The organism is Mycobacterium sp. NGS27 (assembly GCF_059813005.1).
This window is the reverse complement of sequence record NZ_JCALDT010000007.1, coordinates 201,798-219,548: the sequence shown is the minus strand read 5'-3', so window position 1 is coordinate 219,548 and position 17,751 is coordinate 201,798. Positions and strand designations below refer to the sequence as shown.

General features: G+C 70.4%; 13 protein-coding genes. 8 read left to right on the top strand and 5 right to left on the bottom strand.

Going from position 1 to position 17,751, the window contains the following annotated elements; all coding sequences use genetic code 11:
• Positions 1 to 16: 16 nt before the first annotated feature.
• Complete coding sequence (locus AC5Y30_RS20080) at positions 17 to 730, bottom strand: histidine phosphatase family protein (protein ID WP_499920520.1); 714 nt, start codon at positions 728 to 730, stop codon at positions 17 to 19.
• Positions 731 to 868: 138 nt separating this feature from the next.
• Here AC5Y30_RS20080 and AC5Y30_RS20075 point away from each other — a divergent pair, with 138 nt between their 5' ends.
• Positions 869 to 1,735, top strand: a complete 867-nt coding sequence (locus AC5Y30_RS20075) for a MaoC family dehydratase (protein ID WP_499920518.1) — start codon at positions 869 to 871, stop codon at positions 1,733 to 1,735.
• Here the strand turns inward: AC5Y30_RS20075 and otsB are convergent.
• On the bottom strand, positions 1,732 to 2,868 hold the full coding sequence (gene otsB / locus AC5Y30_RS20070; RefSeq protein ID WP_499920516.1) for a trehalose-phosphatase: 1,137 nt from the start codon (positions 2,866 to 2,868) through the stop codon (positions 1,732 to 1,734). The two genes, AC5Y30_RS20075 and otsB, sit on opposite strands and share 4 nt — an antisense overlap.
• Before the next feature lie 54 nt (positions 2,869 to 2,922).
• Here otsB and AC5Y30_RS20065 point away from each other — a divergent pair, with 54 nt between their 5' ends.
• Together AC5Y30_RS20065 and AC5Y30_RS20060 are read left to right on the top strand one after the other, a co-directional pair.
• Positions 2,923 to 6,216 carry an error-prone DNA polymerase gene (locus AC5Y30_RS20065; protein WP_499920515.1) on the top strand — a complete coding sequence of 1,098 codons (3,294 nt, stop codon included), beginning with the start codon at positions 2,923 to 2,925 and terminating at the stop codon, positions 6,214 to 6,216.
• 98 nt (positions 6,217 to 6,314) lie between these two features.
• Positions 6,315 to 6,959 (top strand): nitroreductase family protein, encoded by a 645-nt coding sequence (locus AC5Y30_RS20060; RefSeq protein WP_499920764.1) that lies wholly within the window; start codon positions 6,315 to 6,317, stop codon positions 6,957 to 6,959.
• Here AC5Y30_RS20060 and AC5Y30_RS20055 read toward each other — a convergent pair whose 3' ends face one another.
• Positions 6,960 to 7,424 carry a tRNA (cytidine(34)-2'-O)-methyltransferase gene (locus tag AC5Y30_RS20055; RefSeq protein ID WP_499920513.1) on the bottom strand — a complete coding sequence of 155 codons (465 nt, stop codon included), beginning with the start codon at positions 7,422 to 7,424 and terminating at the stop codon, positions 6,960 to 6,962.
• Positions 7,425 to 7,441: 17 nt separating this feature from the next.
• Here AC5Y30_RS20055 and AC5Y30_RS20050 point away from each other — a divergent pair, with 17 nt between their 5' ends.
• The 5 genes from AC5Y30_RS20050 to AC5Y30_RS20030 all read left to right on the top strand — a co-directional run bounded on the left by AC5Y30_RS20050 (position 7,442) and on the right by AC5Y30_RS20030 (position 12,462).
• A complete protein-coding gene (locus AC5Y30_RS20050) occupies positions 7,442 to 8,047 on the top strand; it encodes a class I SAM-dependent methyltransferase (protein WP_499920511.1) in 606 nt (201 codons plus the stop codon).
• A 248-nt stretch (positions 8,048 to 8,295) separates the two neighbouring features.
• Entirely contained in the window at positions 8,296 to 11,109 is a 2,814-nt protein-coding gene (locus tag AC5Y30_RS20045; RefSeq protein WP_499920509.1) for a sensor histidine kinase, read from the top strand.
• Entirely contained in the window at positions 11,106 to 11,513 is a 408-nt protein-coding gene (locus AC5Y30_RS20040; protein ID WP_065057133.1) for a serine protease inhibitor, read from the top strand. Before AC5Y30_RS20045 ends, AC5Y30_RS20040 begins: the two co-directional genes overlap by 4 nt.
• 6 nt (positions 11,514 to 11,519) lie before the next feature.
• Positions 11,520 to 11,894, top strand: a complete 375-nt coding sequence (locus AC5Y30_RS20035; RefSeq protein ID WP_499920507.1) for a DUF742 domain-containing protein — start codon at positions 11,520 to 11,522, stop codon at positions 11,892 to 11,894.
• Complete coding sequence (locus AC5Y30_RS20030) at positions 11,875 to 12,462, top strand: GTP-binding protein (protein WP_499920505.1); 588 nt, start codon at positions 11,875 to 11,877, stop codon at positions 12,460 to 12,462. Before AC5Y30_RS20035 ends, AC5Y30_RS20030 begins: the two co-directional genes overlap by 20 nt.
• Positions 12,463 to 12,492: 30 nt before the next feature.
• Here the strand turns inward: AC5Y30_RS20030 and AC5Y30_RS20025 are convergent, their stop codons facing one another.
• A complete protein-coding gene (locus tag AC5Y30_RS20025; RefSeq protein ID WP_499920503.1) occupies positions 12,493 to 15,066 on the bottom strand; it encodes an ATP-binding cassette domain-containing protein in 2,574 nt (857 codons plus the stop codon).
• A gap of 36 nt (positions 15,067 to 15,102) precedes the next feature.
• Positions 15,103 to 17,748, bottom strand: a complete 2,646-nt coding sequence (locus tag AC5Y30_RS20020) for an ATP-binding cassette domain-containing protein (protein WP_499920501.1) — start codon at positions 17,746 to 17,748, stop codon at positions 15,103 to 15,105.
• Between the last annotated feature and the right edge of the window lie 3 nt (positions 17,749 to 17,751).

The following is a 17,751-nucleotide window of genomic DNA, read 5'->3' as shown; positions in this document are numbered from 1 at the left end:
TGTTCAGCGCGCAGCGCTAGTTGCGGAAGTCGCGGATCCCGTCCCAGTCGACCAGCGTCCAGCCGTTCATCGGATTACCGCTGATCACCACGCGACCGGTATTGGGAATCGGGTGGCTGTCCATCAGGCTGTCCTTGGCGTTCTTCACGTTCAGCAGCGTCCACACCATGATGGAGTTCCGGTGCGAGAACACCACCGGGTTGCGGTGGCCGCTGTTGTAGATCTTGTTGACGGCCCCGGTGAACTGGTCGTTGAATTCCTTGCCGCTGACCGAGCCGGGGATGCTGTTCGAGACGTCGCCGTTGATCCAGTCCACCGGCGCCAGCATGTACGTCGACTTCGACATCGACTCGGGCTTGCCGTTGTACCAGCCGGCGTTGATCTCCTGGAGGCCGGGCAGGACCTCCACCTGCTTGCCGAGCTCGGCAGCCAGCGGAGCGGCGGTTTGCTGAGCCCGGGTCATCGTGGAGGCGTAGACGCTGTCGTAGTCCTTATGGCCCAGTTGGTGCGCGAGCTGTTCGGCCTGCGCCTTGCCCTCCGGGGTCAGGCCCGGGCCAGGCACCTCGGTGTCGATGATGCCGGCGGCGTTGGCCTCGGACTGGGCGTGCCGGATGAACGTGACGGTGATGGACCGCGCCTGCGGCGAACCACCGCAGCCGGCGACGATCATCGTGGCGGTGAGCGCGGCGAGCGTCACCGCGGCTTTCCGGATCATGCTGCGCTTGGGCATGTCGATAGCCTGCCCTGCCGACGCCTCCGGTGGGAAGGGTTTGCGCTGGTTTGTTACCGCGCGGCCTACAGTAGCGCCGCGATTCCGCCGGATGCCAGAGTGGACTTCAGGATCCCTACCAACGATCAGGAGACATTCATGGCGATTGATCCGAGTGCCGTCGGCGCGGTCACCGAGCCCATGCAGTTCGAATGGACCGACCGGGACACGCTGCTCTACGCGCTCGGTGTCGGCGCCGGGGTCGAGGACCTGCCTTTCACCACCGAGAACAGCCACGACATCGACCAGCAGGTGCTGCCCACGTACGCGGTCATCTGCTGCCCGGCCTTCGGCGCGGCCGGTTTGGTCGGAAAGTTCAACTGGGCCATGCTGTTACACGGATCCCAAAGCATCCGGCTGCATGCGCCGCTGCCGCCCGCGGGCAAGCTCTCGGTCGTGTCCGAGGTCGCCGACATCCAGGACAAGGGCGAGGGCAAGAACGCGATCCTGGTGTTGCGCGGCCGGGGCACCGAGCCGGATTCCGGGCAGCTGATCGCCGAGACGCTCACCACCCTGGTCATCCGCGGTGAGGGCGGTTTCGGGGGCATGCCGGGGCAGCGGCCCGTCGCGCCGGAATTCCCGGACCGCGAGCCCGACGCCCGCATCCCGCTGCCCACCCGCGAGGACCAGGCGCTGATCTACCGGCTCTCCGGTGACCGCAACCCGCTGCACAGCGACCCGTGGTTCGCCCGGGAGCTGGCCGGCTTCCCCAAGCCGATCCTGCACGGGCTGTGCACCTACGGGGTATCGGGTCGAGCGCTGGTGTCCGAGTTGGGCGGGGGTGTCGCGGCCAACGTCACCTCGATCGCGTCGCGGTTCACCTCGCCGGTGTTCCCCGGCGAGACGCTGACCACGCTGATCTGGCGCACCGAGCCGGGCAAGGCCGTGTTCCGCACCGAGGCTTCCGGCCCGGACGGGGCCGACACCCGGGTGGTGCTCGACGACGGCGCCGTGGAATACGCCTAGCGCTGGAGATTTTGGAGCTGATCGGCCAGCCGGTCGGTGAACTCGCCCGCCCGGGCGGGGCTGTCCAGAGCGAACAGCGCCGCGGTGGCGCGGTCGCCGTCGTCGCCGTGGCGCACCAGGATCGGCACGCCATCGGCGCGCACCGCGTCGAACGCGTCCTCGTCGGTGATGTCGTCGCCGAGGTAGACAGGCGTCAGCGAACCCGACCCGGCCTCGTGCAGGTGATCGATCACCCAGCGCAGCGTTTTTCCCTTGTCCCAGTCCAGGTCTGGGCGCAGCTCGATGACCTCGCGGCCGGTGGTCACCCGAAGCTCGTCGCGGCGACCCGCCGCGCGCACCGCCGCCAGCACCTCGCCGACGCGGTCGCGCTCGGCGTTGCGGTAATGCACGGCCACCCCGAATCGCTTGTGCTCCACCGCAACACCGGCGATCGCGCCGAGCTGGTCGCGCAGCTGAGCGGCCGCCTGCTCGAGCACCGGGATAGCGGCGGCCGCGTCGTCGTTCTGGTGGTGCGTGCCGTCGGGGGCGGTCAGCTCGAAACCGTGGCTGCCGGCATACCAGACGCCAGGCACGCCAACGCGTTTCGTGACGTCGGCGAGATCGCGGCCGGACAGCACCGCGACGGGGCAGCGAGCGGCCAGTTTTTCCAGCGCCTCGGTGGCCCCGGCGACGGGCCGCGCCGAGTCCGGGTCGTCGACGATGTCGGACAGGGTTCCGTCGAAGTCGAAGAACACCGCCGGTCGCCGGTCGGCCAGCCCATCGGCCAGGGCCTGCGACGCGTCGGGCAGCTGCGACATCCGGCGGCCGCCGGTCCGCACGGTCACATCGCCCAGATCGGCGACCACCGCGTCGGCCTCGCGTAACGCGCCGCCGTTCCCGGCCGGGTCGACGCCGATCACCAACGCGAAGCCGGCGGCACGCGCGGCCTCGACCCCCGCGGCATCCCCGGCGACCACGACGCAGCGGCCTGGGCGTACCCGCAGACCGTCGGCGGCCTGCACCGGACCGTCCGCCGAAATGACGGCGGCGCCCACCCCGATCTCGCGCAGCTGTGCGGCCAGCGCGGAGCCCAGCGCGGACTCGGTGTCGAACAGCACCGCATCGTGGCGGCGCGGGTCGATCGTGGCGGTCATTCCTCAACCCTTCCAGGACTCGGTAATCGAACATACTTTCGATATACTCGCGGCGTGGGCTGGTTCAACGGACCGCCGAGCTGGGCGGAAATGGAGCGGGTGCTCGACAGCAAGCCGCGCCATGCCGGGGAGTCGGCGGGCCCGGAATCCGACGGCCCGCTGTCGCGCAGGCGCGCGACGTATCAGCCGCCGGATGACGGCCGGGCGTCCCGCTCGTCCGTCGCTTATGCCGAGCTGCATGCGCATTCGGCGTACAGCTTCCTGGACGGGGCCAGCACACCCGAGGAGCTTGTCGAGGAGGCGGCCCGGCTTGACCTGCGCGCCCTGGCGCTCACCGACCACGACGGCCTGTACGGGGCGGTGCGGTTCGCCGAAGCGGCGGCCGAGCTCGACATGCGCACCGTGTTCGGCGCCGAACTGTCGCTGGGCCCGGGCGCCCGCACCGAGCAGCCGGACCCGCCCGGCCCGCACCTGCTGGTGCTGGCCCGCGGCGCCGAGGGTTACCGGCGGTTGTCGCGGCAACTGGCCGCGGCCCATCTGGCCGGCGGCGAGAAGGGCAAGCCCCGTTATCATTTCGACGCGCTGACCGAGGCCGCAGGCGGCCACTGGCACATCCTGACGGGCTGTCGCAAAGGGCATGTCCGCCAAGCGCTTTCCGAGGGCGGCCCATCGGCGGCGGAGCGGGCGCTGGCCGACCTGGTGGATCGGTTCGGGGCTCACCGGGTCAGCGTCGAGCTGACTCATCACGGTCAACCGCTCGACGACGAACGCAACGCGGCGCTGGCCGCACTGGCCCCGCGCTTCGGTGTCGGCGTCGTCGCCACCACCGGCGCGCATTTCGCGGGGCCGTCGCGACGCCGGCTGGCCATGGCGATGGGCGCCATCCGGGCGCGGGAATCCCTGGATTCGGCCGCCGGGTGGCTGGCCCCGCTGGGTGGTTCGAACCTGCGCTCCGGTGAGGAGATGGCCCGGCTGTTCGCGCATGTGCCCTTTGGGGGCCCTGACCCGGTGACCGCGGCCGCCGAGCTGGGCGAGCAGTGCGCGTTCGGGCTGGCGCTCATCGCGCCGCAGCTGCCGCCGTTCGACGTGCCCGCCGGGCACACCGAGGACAGTTGGCTGCGGCAGCTGACCATGGCGGGGGCGCGCGACCGCTACGGGTCGGCCGAGCGCGCGCCGCGCGCATACGCCCAGATCGAACACGAACTCAAAGTCATTGCCCAGCTGACGTTTCCGGGCTATTTCCTGGTGGTGCACGACATCGCCCGGTTCTGCCGGGAGAACAACATCCTGTGCCAGGGCCGGGGATCGGCCGCCAACTCCGCGGTCTGTTACGCCCTCGGTGTCACCGCCGTCGACCCGGTGGCCAACGAGCTGCTGTTCGAGCGCTTTCTGTCGCCGGCCCGCGACGGGCCGCCCGACATCGACATGGACATCGAGTCCGATCAGCGCGAAAAGGTCATCCAGTACGTCTACGACAAGTACGGCCGCGACTACGCCGCCCAGGTCGCCAACGTCATCACCTACCGGGGAAAGATCGCGGTGCGCGATATGGCTCGCGCCCTTGGTTTTTCGCAGGGTCAGCAGGACGCGTGGAGCAAGCAGATCAGCCACTGGAACGGGTTGGCCGACTCACCCGATGTCGACGGCATCCCCGAACCGGTGGTCGACCTGGCCAACCAGATCCGGAACCTGCCGCGGCACATGGGCATTCATTCCGGCGGCATGGTGATCTGTGACCGCCCGATCGCCGACGTGTGCCCGGTGGAGTGGGCGCGCATGGAGAACCGCAGCGTCCTGCAGTGGGACAAAGACGACTGTGCGGCAATCGGTTTAGTGAAGTTCGACCTGCTCGGGTTGGGGATGCTCTCGGCGCTGCACTATGCCATCGACCTGGTGGCCGAGCACAAGGGGATCGAGGTGGACCTGGCCCGCCTCGACCTCTCCGAGCCTGCGGTGTACGAGATGCTGGCCCGCGCCGATTCGGTCGGCGTGTTCCAGGTGGAGTCGCGCGCGCAGATGGCCACGCTGCCGCGGCTGAAGCCGCGGGTGTTCTACGACCTGGTGGTGGAGGTCGCGCTGATCCGCCCCGGCCCTATTCAGGGCGGGTCGGTGCATCCCTACATCCGGCGGCGCAACGGGCAGGCCCCGGTGGTCTACGACCACCCGTCGATGGAGCCGGCCCTGCGAAAGACGCTGGGGGTGCCGCTCTTTCAGGAGCAGCTGATGCAGCTCGCGGTCGACTGCGCCGGCTTCTCGGCCGCCGAGGCCGATCAGCTGCGCCGGGCCATGGGGTCCAAGCGCTCGACCGAACGCATGCGACGGCTGCGCGGCCGGTTCTACGAGGGCATGCGCGAGTTGCACGGCGCCGCGGACGAGGTGATCGACCGCACCTACGAAAAGCTGGAGGCCTTCGCCAATTTCGGCTTTCCCGAAAGCCATGCGCTGAGCTTCGCGTCGCTGGTCTTCTACTCGTCGTGGTTCAAGCTGCACCACCCGGCGGCGTTCTGCGCGGCGCTGCTGCGCGCCCAGCCGATGGGGTTCTACTCGCCGCAATCGCTGGTGGCCGATGCGCGCCGGCACGGCGTGACGGTGCACGGCCCGGACGTCAACGCCAGCCTGGCGCACGCCACGTTGGAAAATGCCGGGCTGGAGGTGCGGCTGGGGCTGGGTGCGGTCCGCCATATCGGCGACGACCTGGCCGGGCAACTCGTCGAGGAGCGAAAGGCCAACGGCCCGTTCGCTTCTCTGCTGGACCTGACGACCCGGTTGCAGCTTTCGGTGCCACAGACCGAGGCGCTGGCGACGGCGGGGGCTTTTGCCTGCTTCGACATGTCTCGCCGCGAGGCGCTGTGGGCGGCCGGGGCCGCGGCCACCCAGCGGCCGGGTCGGCTGCCCGGCGTGGGATCGTCGTCGCACATCCCGGCGCTGCCCGGGATGAGCGAGCTGGAACTGGCCGCCGCCGACGTGTGGGCCACCGGTGTCTCCCCGGACAGTTATCCGACGCAGTTTCTGCGGGCCGATCTGGACGCGATGGGGGTGGTGCCGGCCGAGAAGCTGGGCTCGGTGCCCGACGGCGACCGGGTGCTGATCGCCGGCGCGGTCACCCATCGGCAGCGGCCCGGCACGGCGCAGGGGGTCACGTTCATCAACCTCGAGGACGAGACCGGGATGGTCAACGTGCTCTGCGCGCCGTGGGTTTGGGCACGGCATCGCAAGCTGGCGAACTCGGCACCGGCGCTGCTGGTGCGCGGTCAGGTCCAAAACGCCAGCGGCGCGATCACCGTCGTCGCCGAGCGGCTGGGCCGCATCACCCTGGCGGTCGGCTCGAAGTCCCGCGACTTCCGGTGACCGGCCCGCCGAGCGTGCACCCAGGGCGGAAAATTCGCCGAATCGTCGCCGTGAGTGCACGTTCGGCGGACGAGGCCGCCTATGTAGCCTCCAAACACATGACCCTCAACCTGTCCGTCGACGAAGTCCTCACCACCACCCGCTCGGTCCGCAAACGCCTCGACTTCGACAAGCCGGTCGGCCGCGACGTGCTGATGGAATGCCTGGAACTGGCGCTGCAGGCGCCGACCGGCTCCAATTCGCAGGGCTGGCAATGGGTGTTCGTCGAGGACGCGGACAAGAAGAAGGCGATCGCCGACGTCTACCTGAAGAACGCGCGGGCCTACCTCGCGTCGCCCGCTCCCGACTACGGCGAGGGGGACACCCGGGGGGAGCGTATGGACAAGGTCCGCGACTCCGCGACCTACCTCGCCGAGCACATGCACCAGGCGCCGGTGCTGATGATCCCCTGCATCTTCGGCCGAGAGGAGAAGCAGCCGCTGGGCGGCGTCTCGTTCTGGGCGTCGCTGTTTCCGGCGGTGTGGAGCTTCTGCTTGGCGCTGCGGTCTCGGGGATTAGGCTCCTGCTGGACGACGCTGCACCTGCTCGGTGGCGGTGAACAGCAGGTCGCGGACGTGCTCGGCATCCCGCACGACAAGTACAGCCAGGGCGGGCTGTTTCCCATCGCCTACACCAAGGGCACCGACTTCCGCCCGGCCAAGCGGCTGCCCGCCGAACAGCTCACGCACTGGAATGCCTGGTGATCACACCGCGCCGGCGTAGCCGTGCTGCCGCCAGGCTTCGTAGACGGCGATCGCCGCGGCGTTGGACAGGTTCAGCGAGCGCCGGCCCGCCAGCATCGGGATGCGCACCTGCGCCGTGATGTGCGGGTCGGCCAGCGTCGCGGCGTCCAGCCCGGTGGGTTCGGGGCCGAACATCAGCACGTCGCCGGCCCGGTAGCGCACGTCGGCGAACGAGGTCGGCGCGTGCGAGGTGAACGCGAACACCCGCTGCGGTGACAGCGCCGCCCAGGCGGCAGCCAGCGACGCGTGCACGGTGACCGAGGCGAGGTCGTGGTAGTCCAGGCCCGCCCGGCGCAGCTTGGGTTCGGACAGGTCGAATCCCATCGGCTCGACCAGATGCAACTCGCAGCCCGTCGCCGCCACCGTCCGGATGGCGTTGCCGGTATTGGGCGGGATCCGCGGCGAGTGAAACATCAGCTTGAACACAACGGAATAATGGTCGCATGGTCGAGCCGAGCATCTGGATGCAGAAGGTCGCTGCCGATCCGGGGCATTCGCAGTGGTACATCGAGCGTTTCCGTGCCATGGCGCGCGCCGGCGACGACCTGGCCGGCGAGGCCCGCTTCGTGGACGCCATGGCGCCGCGCGCAGCGCGGATTCTCGACGCCGGCTGCGGTCCCGGGCGCCTGGGCGGGTATCTGGCCAAGGCCGGTCACGACGTGGTCGGTGTGGACGTGGACCCGGCGCTGATCGAGGCGGCCGAACAGGACTACCCCGGCCCGCGCTGGCTGGTCGGCGACCTCGCCGAGCTGGACCTGCCTGCGCGCGGCATCGCCGAACCTTTCGATGTCATCGTGTCCGCCGGCAACGTCATGACGTTCCTCGCCCCGAGCACCCGGGTCCAGGTGCTGAGCCGGCTGCGGGCCCACGTCGCCGGCGACGGCCGCGCGGCGATCGGCTTCGGCGCCTACCGCGAATACGAGTTCGCCGACTTTCTCAACGACGCGGCCGACGCCGGCTTCGCACCCGATCTGCTGCTGTCGACGTGGGACATGCGGCCGTTCACCGACGACTCCGATTTCCTCGTTGCGCTCCTTCGGCCCGCCTAGGCCGTCGCGCTCGGAGTGTTTGCCAGGGGCGGCCGCGCGGGTGCGGCGCCACCTTGGAGGGGCCTGTCTGCTCAGTAACGATTCTGGTGGCATGCGCCGCGGGCTGTCATACTCGTCGGATTGCCACACCTACACGCACACGCGTATTTGGCGCGGGGCGGGCCAAATAAAGCAGGAAGTTTCATGAGCCTCTCGTTTCCTTCAGCGCTCAGTGTCAGCGCAGCGGCCGCTCGCGCGGCCGCGATGACATGACCATGTTCACCCGCCCGGCAAACCCGGCCGAGGCGGAAGGCGTAGAGCCCGCACCCAACCGCGGCGCCGGGGCCGCGCCGGCCAAACGCCCGCCGACCTGGTCGTTGAGCAACTGGCCGGTGCGCTGGAAGGTGCTGGCGATCGTGCTGGTCCCGCTGGTGTTGGCGACGGTGTTCGGGGCGCTGCGCATTCACGGCGCGATGGCCAACGCCGCCGGCCTGCGGCTGGCGGCCAGCCGCGCCGACGTGGTGCCGGTGATCACCAAGTACATGTCGGCGCTCGACGTCGCGCTGGTGGCCAGTTCCACCGGACGCGACCTCGAGGGCGCCAAGAAGAACTACGAGGCGCGCAAGTACGAATTGCAGGCCAGGCTCGACGAGACCAACGTCAGCGCCGACGTCAGCTCAGGAATCAGCAACCTGCTCGACGGCGGTCAGATGCTGGTGAACAAGGCGGCCGACCCCAGCCTCGGTTTGCGGGAGCGGGTGACGCTCTACGCGCCGATCCTGTTGACGGCCGAAGACGTCATCAACGCCTCGGTCCGCGTCGACGACGAAAAGATCCGCGCCCAGGCGCAGGGCCTGAGCCGGGCCGTCGGCGCCCGCGGGCAGATGACGATGCAGAAAATCCTGATCACCCGCGGGGCCGAGCTTCCCGAGCCGCAGTTGCGGACGTCGATGATCACCCTGGCGGGCACCGAGCCGTCGACGCTGTTCGGCATGAGCGAAGTGCTCGGCGCCGGGTCGCCCGAGGCCAAGACGCTGCAACAGCAGATGGTGAGCCGGATGGCGATCATGTCCGATCCGGCCAGCGTGCTGGTCGACAACGCCGATCTGCTGCGGTCGATCCAGACCACCGACGACATCGCCGATCAGGTCATCAAGGATTCCACGGGGTCGGTGACCAGGTCGGTGCACGCCCAGGCCGCCGAGCGTCGCTCGGCCGCGATCACCGACGCCGTCCTGGTGCTGGCCGCCATCGTGATCGCGCTGGTGGTCGTGCTGCTGGTGGCGCGCGCGCTGGTGCGGCCGCTGCGCATCCTGCGCGACGGCGCCCTCAAAGTCGCCCACACCGACCTCGAAGAGGAGATCGCGAGCGTGAAAGCCGGTGGGGCCGAACCGGTTCCGAGCCCACTGCCGGTGTACACCACCGAGGAGATCGGCCAGGTCGCGCACGCGGTCGACGAGTTGCACACCCAGGCCCTGCTGCTGGCCGGCGACGAGGCGCGGTTGCGGCTGCTGGTCAACGACATGTTCGAGACCATGTCGCGGCGCAACCGCACGCTGGTGGACCAGCAGCTGGCGCTCATCGACCGGCTGGAGCGCAACGAGGAGAATCCCGATCGCCTCGACAGCCTCTTCCGGCTCGACCACCTGGCGGCGCGGCTGCGCCGCAACAGCGCCAACCTGCTGGTGCTGGCCGGCGCGCAGCTCGCCCGCGACCAGCGCGACCCCGTGCCGCTGGCCACTGTCATCAACGCCGCGGTGTCCGAGGTCGAGGATTACCGCCGCGTCGAACTCGCCGGGATGCCCGACTGTGCGCTGGTCGGCGCGGCCGCCGGTGGTGCCATCCATCTGTTCGCCGAGCTGATCGACAACGCCCTGCGCTACTCGCCGCCGACGACCTCGGCCCGGGTCTCGGCGTCGCGCGGCGGCGACGGGGGAGTCGTGGTGCGGATCGCCGACGCCGGCCTGGGGATGAACGACGCCGACCGGCGCATGGCGAACATGCGACTGCAGGCCGGCGGCGATGTCAGCCCCGACAACGCCCGGCACATGGGTCTCTTCGTGGTCGGCCGGATCGCGGCCCGGCACGGCATTCGGGTGGGGCTGCGCGGCCCCGCGGCCAACGAATCGGGGTCGGGCACCACCGCCGAGATCTACCTGCCGCCGACGGTGCTCGCCGGCCTGGCGGTCGCCGAGGCGGCGCCGCCCCGCCACATCCGCGCGGTCTCCTCGCCGAGCGCAAAGCCGGCCGGAGCGAACGCCGCCCCGACGGATGACACCGGGCGGGACGACGGCCCGCAGGAGCCGGCGGCGCGCACCGCCCCGGACGCGTCCGGGCCGTCGGTCACCTTGCTGCCGCGCCGCAACCCGGGTTCCAGCGGCATCACCGAAGTTCCCGCCCCGCCCGCCGAACCGCAGCCCGGCCGCCAACGTCGCGAGCTGGCGACCCCCTGGTGGGAGAAGACGCCGAAACCGACGCCCACGCCGGCTCCCGAGCCGGAACCCAAGCCGGCGCCGGTGCAGCCGGCCCGGGCCGCGTCGGACACCTCGGCGTTCTTCTCCGCCCGCTCCCGCGAGGCCGACAGTCGTACGGAGTCCCGGCCATACCAGCCGGCGCGACCGGACCCGGTCTCGTCCATCCCGTCGGCCCCGAAGGCCCAGGCGAGTCCCGCCGACGACGACGTCATCTACCGGCGGATGCTGTCGGAGATGCTGGGCGACCCACACGACCTGGTCAACAGCCCCGACCTGGATTGGCAGTCCGTCTGGGACCGCGGCTGGACGCTGGCGGCCGCGGCCGACGAGAAACCCGTCGAGGCGCACACCACCGACCACGGCCTGCCGGTGCGCACGCCGGGCGCCCGGCTGGTGCCCGGGAACGCCAACGGCGCCGAACAAGACGAGCCGGCCGAGCCCGACGAGGGCGTGAACGGCCGGTCGCACCGGGAGCCGCAGCACGCGGCCACCGGTCCCTTCGCCCGGGACCCCGAGGCGGTTCGCGCCTCGTTCAGCAGCCATTTCGGTGGCGTACGCACCGGACGCTCGCACGCCCGTGAGACCGACCAAGGATCCGACCAACGATGACGTCATCGGACAACTCCCTGGACTGGCTGGTGACCAGGTTCGCCCGCGAGGTCCCCGGCGTCGCGCACGCGCTGCTGGTATCCGTCGACGGGCTGCCCATCGCCGCCAGCGAGCATCTCCCGCGGGAACGCGCCGACCAGCTCGCGGCCGTGGCCTCCGGGCTGGCCAGCCTGGCCACCGGCGCCGCGCAGCTGTTCGAAGGCGGGCAAGTGCTGCAGTCGGTGGTCGAAATGCAGAACGGCTACCTGCTGCTGATGCGCGTCGGGGACGGCTCGCACCTGGCGACGCTCGCGGTGGCGTCGTGCGACATCGGTCAGATCGGCTACGAGATGGCGGTCCTGGTCGAGCGGGTGGGCGGCGTCGTCCAGTCGACCCGCCGGTCGGCCGTGCAGCAGCACTCGTGAGCCCCGATGGATAGTTCGGAGACCTGGCCGGCGCACCGCAAGGGGAACCTGGTCCGTCCGTACACCTTGACGTCGGGGCGCACCGACACCAACGTCGACCTTCCCCTCGAGGCGCCGATCGAATCGCTGCAGCCCGGGCTGGCGCACCGGTGGCCGCCCAACGACCCGCGAGGCAGAATCATCCAACTGTGCGTCGACAGCCCGTCGGTCGCCGAAATCTCGGCCCGGCTGGATCTTCCGCTGGGTGTCGCGCGCGTCTTGGTCGGCGATCTGGTGCTGTCCGGCTACGTTCGAGTGCACAAGACGTTGTCGGAGCGTTCGACCAGAGATGAGCGCCACGAACTCATAGGGAGGACACTGCGTGGCTTACGCGCACTCTGAGGCGCAGCGCGATGCCGGCGCCCACGCGTCGACGAAGATCGTGATCGCCGGCGGATTCGGCGCCGGCAAGACCACCTTCGTCGGGGCCGTGTCGGAGATCATGCCGCTGCGCACCGAGGCGATGCTCACCGACGCCTCGACCGGCGTCGACGCGCTCGAGGCCACGCCCGACAAACGGACCACCACCGTCGCAATGGATTTCGGCCGCATCACGCTGGCCGAAGACCTGGTGCTCTATCTGTTCGGCACGCCGGGGCAGCGCCGCTTCTGGTTCATGTGGGACGACCTGGTGCGCGGCGCGATCGGCGCGGTGGTGCTGGTCGACTGCCGCCGCCTGCAGGACAGCTTCGCCGCCGTCGATTTCTTCGAGCACCGCAACCTGCCGTTCCTCGTCGCGGTCAACGAGTTCGACGGCGCTCCGCGCTACCCGGTCGCGGAAGTGCGCGAGGCGCTGACCCTGCCGACGCACATCCCGGTGATCACCGTCGACGCCAGGGACCGCCGGTCGGCGACCGACGCCCTGATCGCGGTCAGCGAATACGCCCTGGCCAGCCTGTCGGCCAATTGACCACGCGGCGCAGACCACGCGGCGCAGCGCTCAGCGGGTGAGCCGGATGCGCCAGCGCACCAGCGCGGCGTAACCGACGGTGAGCACCGCGAGCATGCCCATGTCGAACAGCCAGGCCGCCGCCGTGTGCTCGAAGTGGCTGTCCCGCGGGCTTTGCGGCCCGGGCGATACCGTCCACAGGTCTACCGTCGCCCCCTGCGCGGCGTAGCCCCACCGCGAGGGCGCCAGCCAGGACAGCTGGTCGAGGAAGATCCGGTCGGTGACCGGCACCATGCCGCCGCAGAGCACCATCTGCATCATCAGCGACACCACCAGCAGGGGCATGATCTGCTCGCCCGAGCGGGCCAGCGCCGAGAGCAGCAGACCCAGCATCGCCGCGGCCACACAGGTCGCCGCGACCCCGGTGAACAGCTCGAGAGTGGCATTACCGAGCAGCACCGCCGGGCGCGTCGGCGGCCCCTTGCCCAGCACCACGATGGCCGTGGCGATGGCCGCCTGAAGGACGGCGAACGTGCAGAACACCGCGACCTTGGCCAGCAGGTAGGCGGTGCTCGACAGGCCGACGGCCTGTTCGCGCCGGAAGATCGGCCGCTCGCCGATCAGGTCGCGGATGGTCAGCGCGGTGCCCATGAACACGGCCGCCATGGTGAGCAGCGTCAGGATCATCCCGGCTTCGCCTGCCGACTCGCTCACCGGATCGGCATAACCGAAACCGACGCTGCCGGGAACGGTCAGCGAGAGCGCGCCCATGACGAACGGCAGCACCGCCAGGAACAGGAAGTAGGCACGGTCCGAGACCACCAGCCGGACCTGGCGGCGGGCGATCGTGGAGAACTGGTGGCGCTTACTGGTGTGCGGGGGAACGCCCAGCTCGGCCGGCGCCTCGGTCTGGGTGGGCGGCGGGGGTCTGTTCTGGGCCAGGAAGCGGCGGTTGGCCTCGTCGGGGTCGGCGCCCACCTTGGCGAAGATGTGCGCCCAGTTGGTGGTCCCCATGGCCGCGCCGATCTGGCCGGGCGGGCCGAGGTACGCCGTCTTGCCGCCCGGCGCCATCAGCAGCACCTGGTCGCAGACGTCGAGGTAAGTCAGCGAGTGGGTGACTACCAGCACGACGCGGCCGGCGTCGGCGAGCTGTCGCAGCATGGTCATGACCTGCAGGTCCAGCGCCGGGTCCAGGCCGGAGGTCGGTTCGTCCAGTATCAGCAGCGACGGCCCTGTCAGCAGTTCGAGCGCCACCGAGGCGCGTTTGCGCTGGCCCCCGGAGAGCTTGTCGACCCGGGTGTCCGCGTGCTCGGTCAGGCCCAGCTCGTCGAGGACCTGGGCGACGACCTGCGCGCGATCGGCCTTGCTGGTGTCGGGCGGCAGGCGCAGCTCAGCGGCGTAGCCGAGCGCCTGGCTGACCGTGAGCTGGCGGTGCACGACGTCGTCCTGGGGAACCATCCCGATCCTGGTGCGCAGCGAGGCGTACTCGGAGTGGATATCGTGCCCCTCGAACGTCACCGAGCCCGACGACGGCGTGGCATACCCGGCGATCAGCCGCGACAGCGTGGTCTTGCCCGCGCCCGAACCGCCGATCAGCGCGGTCAGCGTGCCCGGCCGGGCGACCAGCGAGATCCGCTCGAGCAGGCTCTTGCCGCCGACGCCGAAGTTGACCTCGCGCACCTCCAGGCCGCCGGCTCGCGTCGCCGCCTCCTGGCGGCGCACCAACATGCCGTCGTGGAACACCAGGTCGACGTTGCCGATCGTCACCACGTCGCCGTCGGACAGCGCCGCCGACCCGACCTTGACGCCGTTGACGAAGGTGCCGTTGCTGCTGTTCGCGTCGCGGATCTCGGCGCCCGTCGGGGTGGGGTTCAAGAAGGCGTGATGGCGGGAGGCCAGCACGTCGTGCACGACGATGTCGTTGTTGAGCGCGCGCCCGATCCAGGCGGAGCGGCCGGCCGCCGGCCGGCGCTCGGATTCACCCCCCGGGACGCTGACCCAGGTGGTGGGGAACTCCCCGGCGTCGCTCCTGCCGGTGGGTGGGTTCGGTGCGGCGGGATGTGACCCGGACTGCAGTACGGCGCGGGTCGCGGCCTCCGGCGGGACGATCGGGACGGCCGGCCTGCGCTGTGTGTCTCGTCGTGGGAAGGGGCGCGACGGCGGCGAGGCGGGCGGTCGTGGCGGAGGCGTGGGCGGCCGGGCCGGCCCGGCCGCGGGTCGCGGGCCGGTGGGTTGTGCCCGCGGGCGCGCCGGGGCGCCGGGCTGGGCGGCGATGATCGGGATCGACTTCGTGGTCGGCGGGAGCAGGCCGACGTTGCCCATCCCCACTTCGAAGGTGATCCGCGGACCGTCGGGCTTGCCGATGTTGATCGTCTGGCCGTCGTGGATGTCGATGACCGGCACCCGCTGGCCGTCCAGGTAGACCCCGTTGAGCGAGTTGTTGTCGACCGCCAGCCACCGCCCCTGATCGAAGCGCAGCAGCACGTGCGCGCGGGCGATCAGCGGGTGCGCCATGCGCAGGTCGGCGCGCAGGTCGCTGCCCACCACCACGTCGCGGCCGGCGGCGAAACTTCCCTCGGAGCGGTCAGACCGAGCCGTCAGCACGGGCTGCTCAGGTCGAGTCATGCCATCCAGGTTGCAAGTCGCGGTTGGGACGCCGGCTTAGCGTTTCAGCCGGATATGCCAGCGGACGAAGCCGGTGTAACCGATCGACAGGGCCGCGAGCATGAACATGTCGAACACGAAGATGTGTTTCGAGTGCTGCCAGATCGGGTCGTTGGTCGGGATCTGCTTGACCTTCACCAGCGACGGGAAGTCGATCGAGGACGCTCCCGCCGCGTAGCCCCACCGGGCGGGCGTCAGCCACGCCATCTGCTCGAGCCCAACGCGCTGATACACCGGAATCATGCCGCTGGAGAACACCAGCTGCGACATGATCGACACCACCAGCAGCGGCATGATCTGCTCGTTGGATTGCGCCAGCGCCGAAAGCAGCAGCCCGAGCATGGCCGACGCAATGCAGGTGCCCGCCACGGTGACGAACAGCGAGAAGGTGGAGTTGCCGAAGAACTGGGGATGCGCCGTCGGCGCGCCCTTACCCAGCCGCACGATGATGGTCGCGATCGCCGCCTGGGCGGTCGCGAAGACGCAGAACACCGCGATCTTGGCCAGCAGATAGGCGGTCGTGGACAGGCCGACGGCCTGTTCGCGCCGGAAGATCGGCCGCTCGCCGATCAGGTCGCGGATGGTCAGCGCGGTGCCCATGAACACGGCGCCGATGTTCAACAGCACCATGATGTACTGCGGCTGCGTCGGCGCCGGCCCCATCGGGTCGGCCGGCCCGAGGCCCGGGTGCGGGCCCTTCACCGTCAGCGACAGCGCGCCGATGAGGAACGGCAGGACCGCCAGGAAGATCGTGTAACCGCGGTCGGAGACGACGAGGCGAACCTGGCGCCGGGCGATCGTGGACAGCTGCCGGAACAGGTTGGTCTGCGGTGGTTCGCCCAGGTCCGCCGGACTCTGCGGGGACGGTGGTTTCGACGACTGCTGGTTGCGCTCCTTGAACCGGCGGTTCGCCTCGTCCGGGTCCGCGCCCACCTTGGCGAAGATGTCGGCCCAGTTGCGCGTCCCCATGGCGGATTCCACCTGGTCGGGCGGCCCGCAGAACGCGGTCTTGCCACCCGGCGCGACTAGCAGGATCTGGTCGCACACGTCCAGATACGACACCGAGTGGGTCACCACCAGGACGGTGCGGCCCGCGTCGGCGAGCTGGCGCAGCATCAGCATCACCTGGCGGTCCAGCGCCGGGTCCAGGCCCGACGTCGGCTCGTCCAGCAGCAGCAGCGACGGCTGGGTGAGTAGCTCGAGGGCGACCGAGGCGCGCTTGCGCTGACCGCCGGAGAGCTTGTCGACCCGGGTGTCGGCGTGCTGGGTCATGTCGAGTTCCTCGAGCACCTGCGCGACGACGCGGGCCCGTTCCTCTTTGCTGGTGTCGGGCGGCAGGCGGAGTTCGGCCGCGTAGTTGAGGGCCTGGTTGACCGTGAGCTGGCGGTGCACGACGTCGTCCTGCGGGACCATGCCGATCCTGCTGCGCATGGACGCGTACTCGGTGTGGATGTCGTGGCCCTCGAAGGTCACATTGCCCGAGGTGGGGCTGGTGTAGCCGACGATCAGCCGCGACAGGGTGGTCTTGCCGGCGCCCGACCCGCCGATGATGGCGGTCAGCGTCCCGGGCCGGGCCGTCAGCGAGATGTGGTCCAGCAGCTGCTTGCCGTGGTCGACCGTGTAGCAGACGGAGTTGACCTCCAGCCCGCCGGTGCGGGTCGCCGCTTCGGTGCGCCGGACCAGGCTGTCGCCGGTGAACACCAGGTCGACGTTGCCGATGGTGACCACGTCGCCCTCGGTGAGCACCGCCGAACCGACCCGGACGCCGTTGACGAAGGTCCCGTTCACGCTGTGCGCGTCGCGGATCTCGGTGCCCAGCGGCGTCTGGATCAAGAAGGCGTGGTGGCGCGACGCCAGAACGTCCTGGATGACGATGTCGTTGTCGGTGGCCCGGCCGATGGTTTGCGACCCGGCGGGCTGCGCAGCCGAGTCCGAGCGCGACGGCAGCAGCGCCTGGAACATCTTGGTCGCCAGGTTCGCCACCTCGGGTGGCTTGGCGGAGGCGGGGGCCATGTGGGTCGGCGGGCTCCCCGAGCCCACGGCGGGCATCTGCGCGATGGGCGGGGCGTTGCGCGTCGGGGGCGGCGCAGCGGGCGGGCGTCCACCGCCGCCCCCGTACATGGTGTGACCCGGCGGGCCTTGCCGCGGCACGGGCGCGGGCTGCGGCCGCCGCGGCGGGGCCGCCCAATTGGGCGTGCGCCCGGGCGGCGGCGGAGGCGGTGGGGCGGCGGTGGGCGGCGCCGGTTGCCCCGGCCACGCCGCGGCCTGCGGCGGTGCCGCCGCCACCGGGATGTTCATCGATTCGGTGCGGGGCGGACGCCCGGCCATGCCCTGGTGGCGCCCGACGTCGAACGTCAGCAGCGGTCCGTCCGGGTTGCCGATGTTCAGGTTCTGGCCGTCGTGGATCTCGACCACCGGCACCCGTCGGCCGTTGACGAAAGTGCCGTTGAGCGAACCGTTGTCGATGGCCAGCCACTTGCCCTGATCGAAACGCAGCAGCAGATGGGCGCGCGAAATCAACGGGTGGGTGATACGCATGTCCGCTCGCAGATCGCGCCCGACTACTACATCGTGGCCCGCTGCGAAGGTGCGTTCCGATCCTTCGTGATGGACGGTTAGCGCTGGCGGGGCTGGTGCTGACATCGC

Excerpts from the sequence above, each read along its gene's own strand:
- AC5Y30_RS20040 (WP_065057133.1), top strand. The coding sequence starts at position 11,106 with ATGACGTCATCGGACAACTCCCTGGACTGGCTGGTGACCAGGTTCGCC.
- AC5Y30_RS20075 (WP_499920518.1), top strand. The coding sequence starts at position 869 with ATGGCGATTGATCCGAGTGCCGTCGGCGCGGTCACCGAGCCCATGCAG.
- AC5Y30_RS20050 (WP_499920511.1), top strand. The coding sequence starts at position 7,442 with ATGGTCGAGCCGAGCATCTGGATGCAGAAGGTCGCTGCCGATCCGGGG.
- AC5Y30_RS20060 (WP_499920764.1), top strand. The coding sequence starts at position 6,315 with ATGACCCTCAACCTGTCCGTCGACGAAGTCCTCACCACCACCCGCTCG.
- AC5Y30_RS20025 (WP_499920503.1), bottom strand. The coding sequence starts at position 15,066 with ATGACTCGACCTGAGCAGCCCGTGCTGACGGCTCGGTCTGACCGCTCC.
- AC5Y30_RS20035 (WP_499920507.1), top strand. The coding sequence starts at position 11,520 with ATGGATAGTTCGGAGACCTGGCCGGCGCACCGCAAGGGGAACCTGGTC.
- AC5Y30_RS20080 (WP_499920520.1), bottom strand. The coding sequence starts at position 730 with ATGCCCAAGCGCAGCATGATCCGGAAAGCCGCGGTGACGCTCGCCGCG.
- AC5Y30_RS20045 (WP_499920509.1), top strand. The coding sequence starts at position 8,296 with ATGACCATGTTCACCCGCCCGGCAAACCCGGCCGAGGCGGAAGGCGTA.
- otsB (WP_499920516.1), bottom strand. The coding sequence starts at position 2,868 with ATGACCGCCACGATCGACCCGCGCCGCCACGATGCGGTGCTGTTCGAC.
- AC5Y30_RS20020 (WP_499920501.1), bottom strand. The coding sequence starts at position 17,748 with ATGTCAGCACCAGCCCCGCCAGCGCTAACCGTCCATCACGAAGGATCG.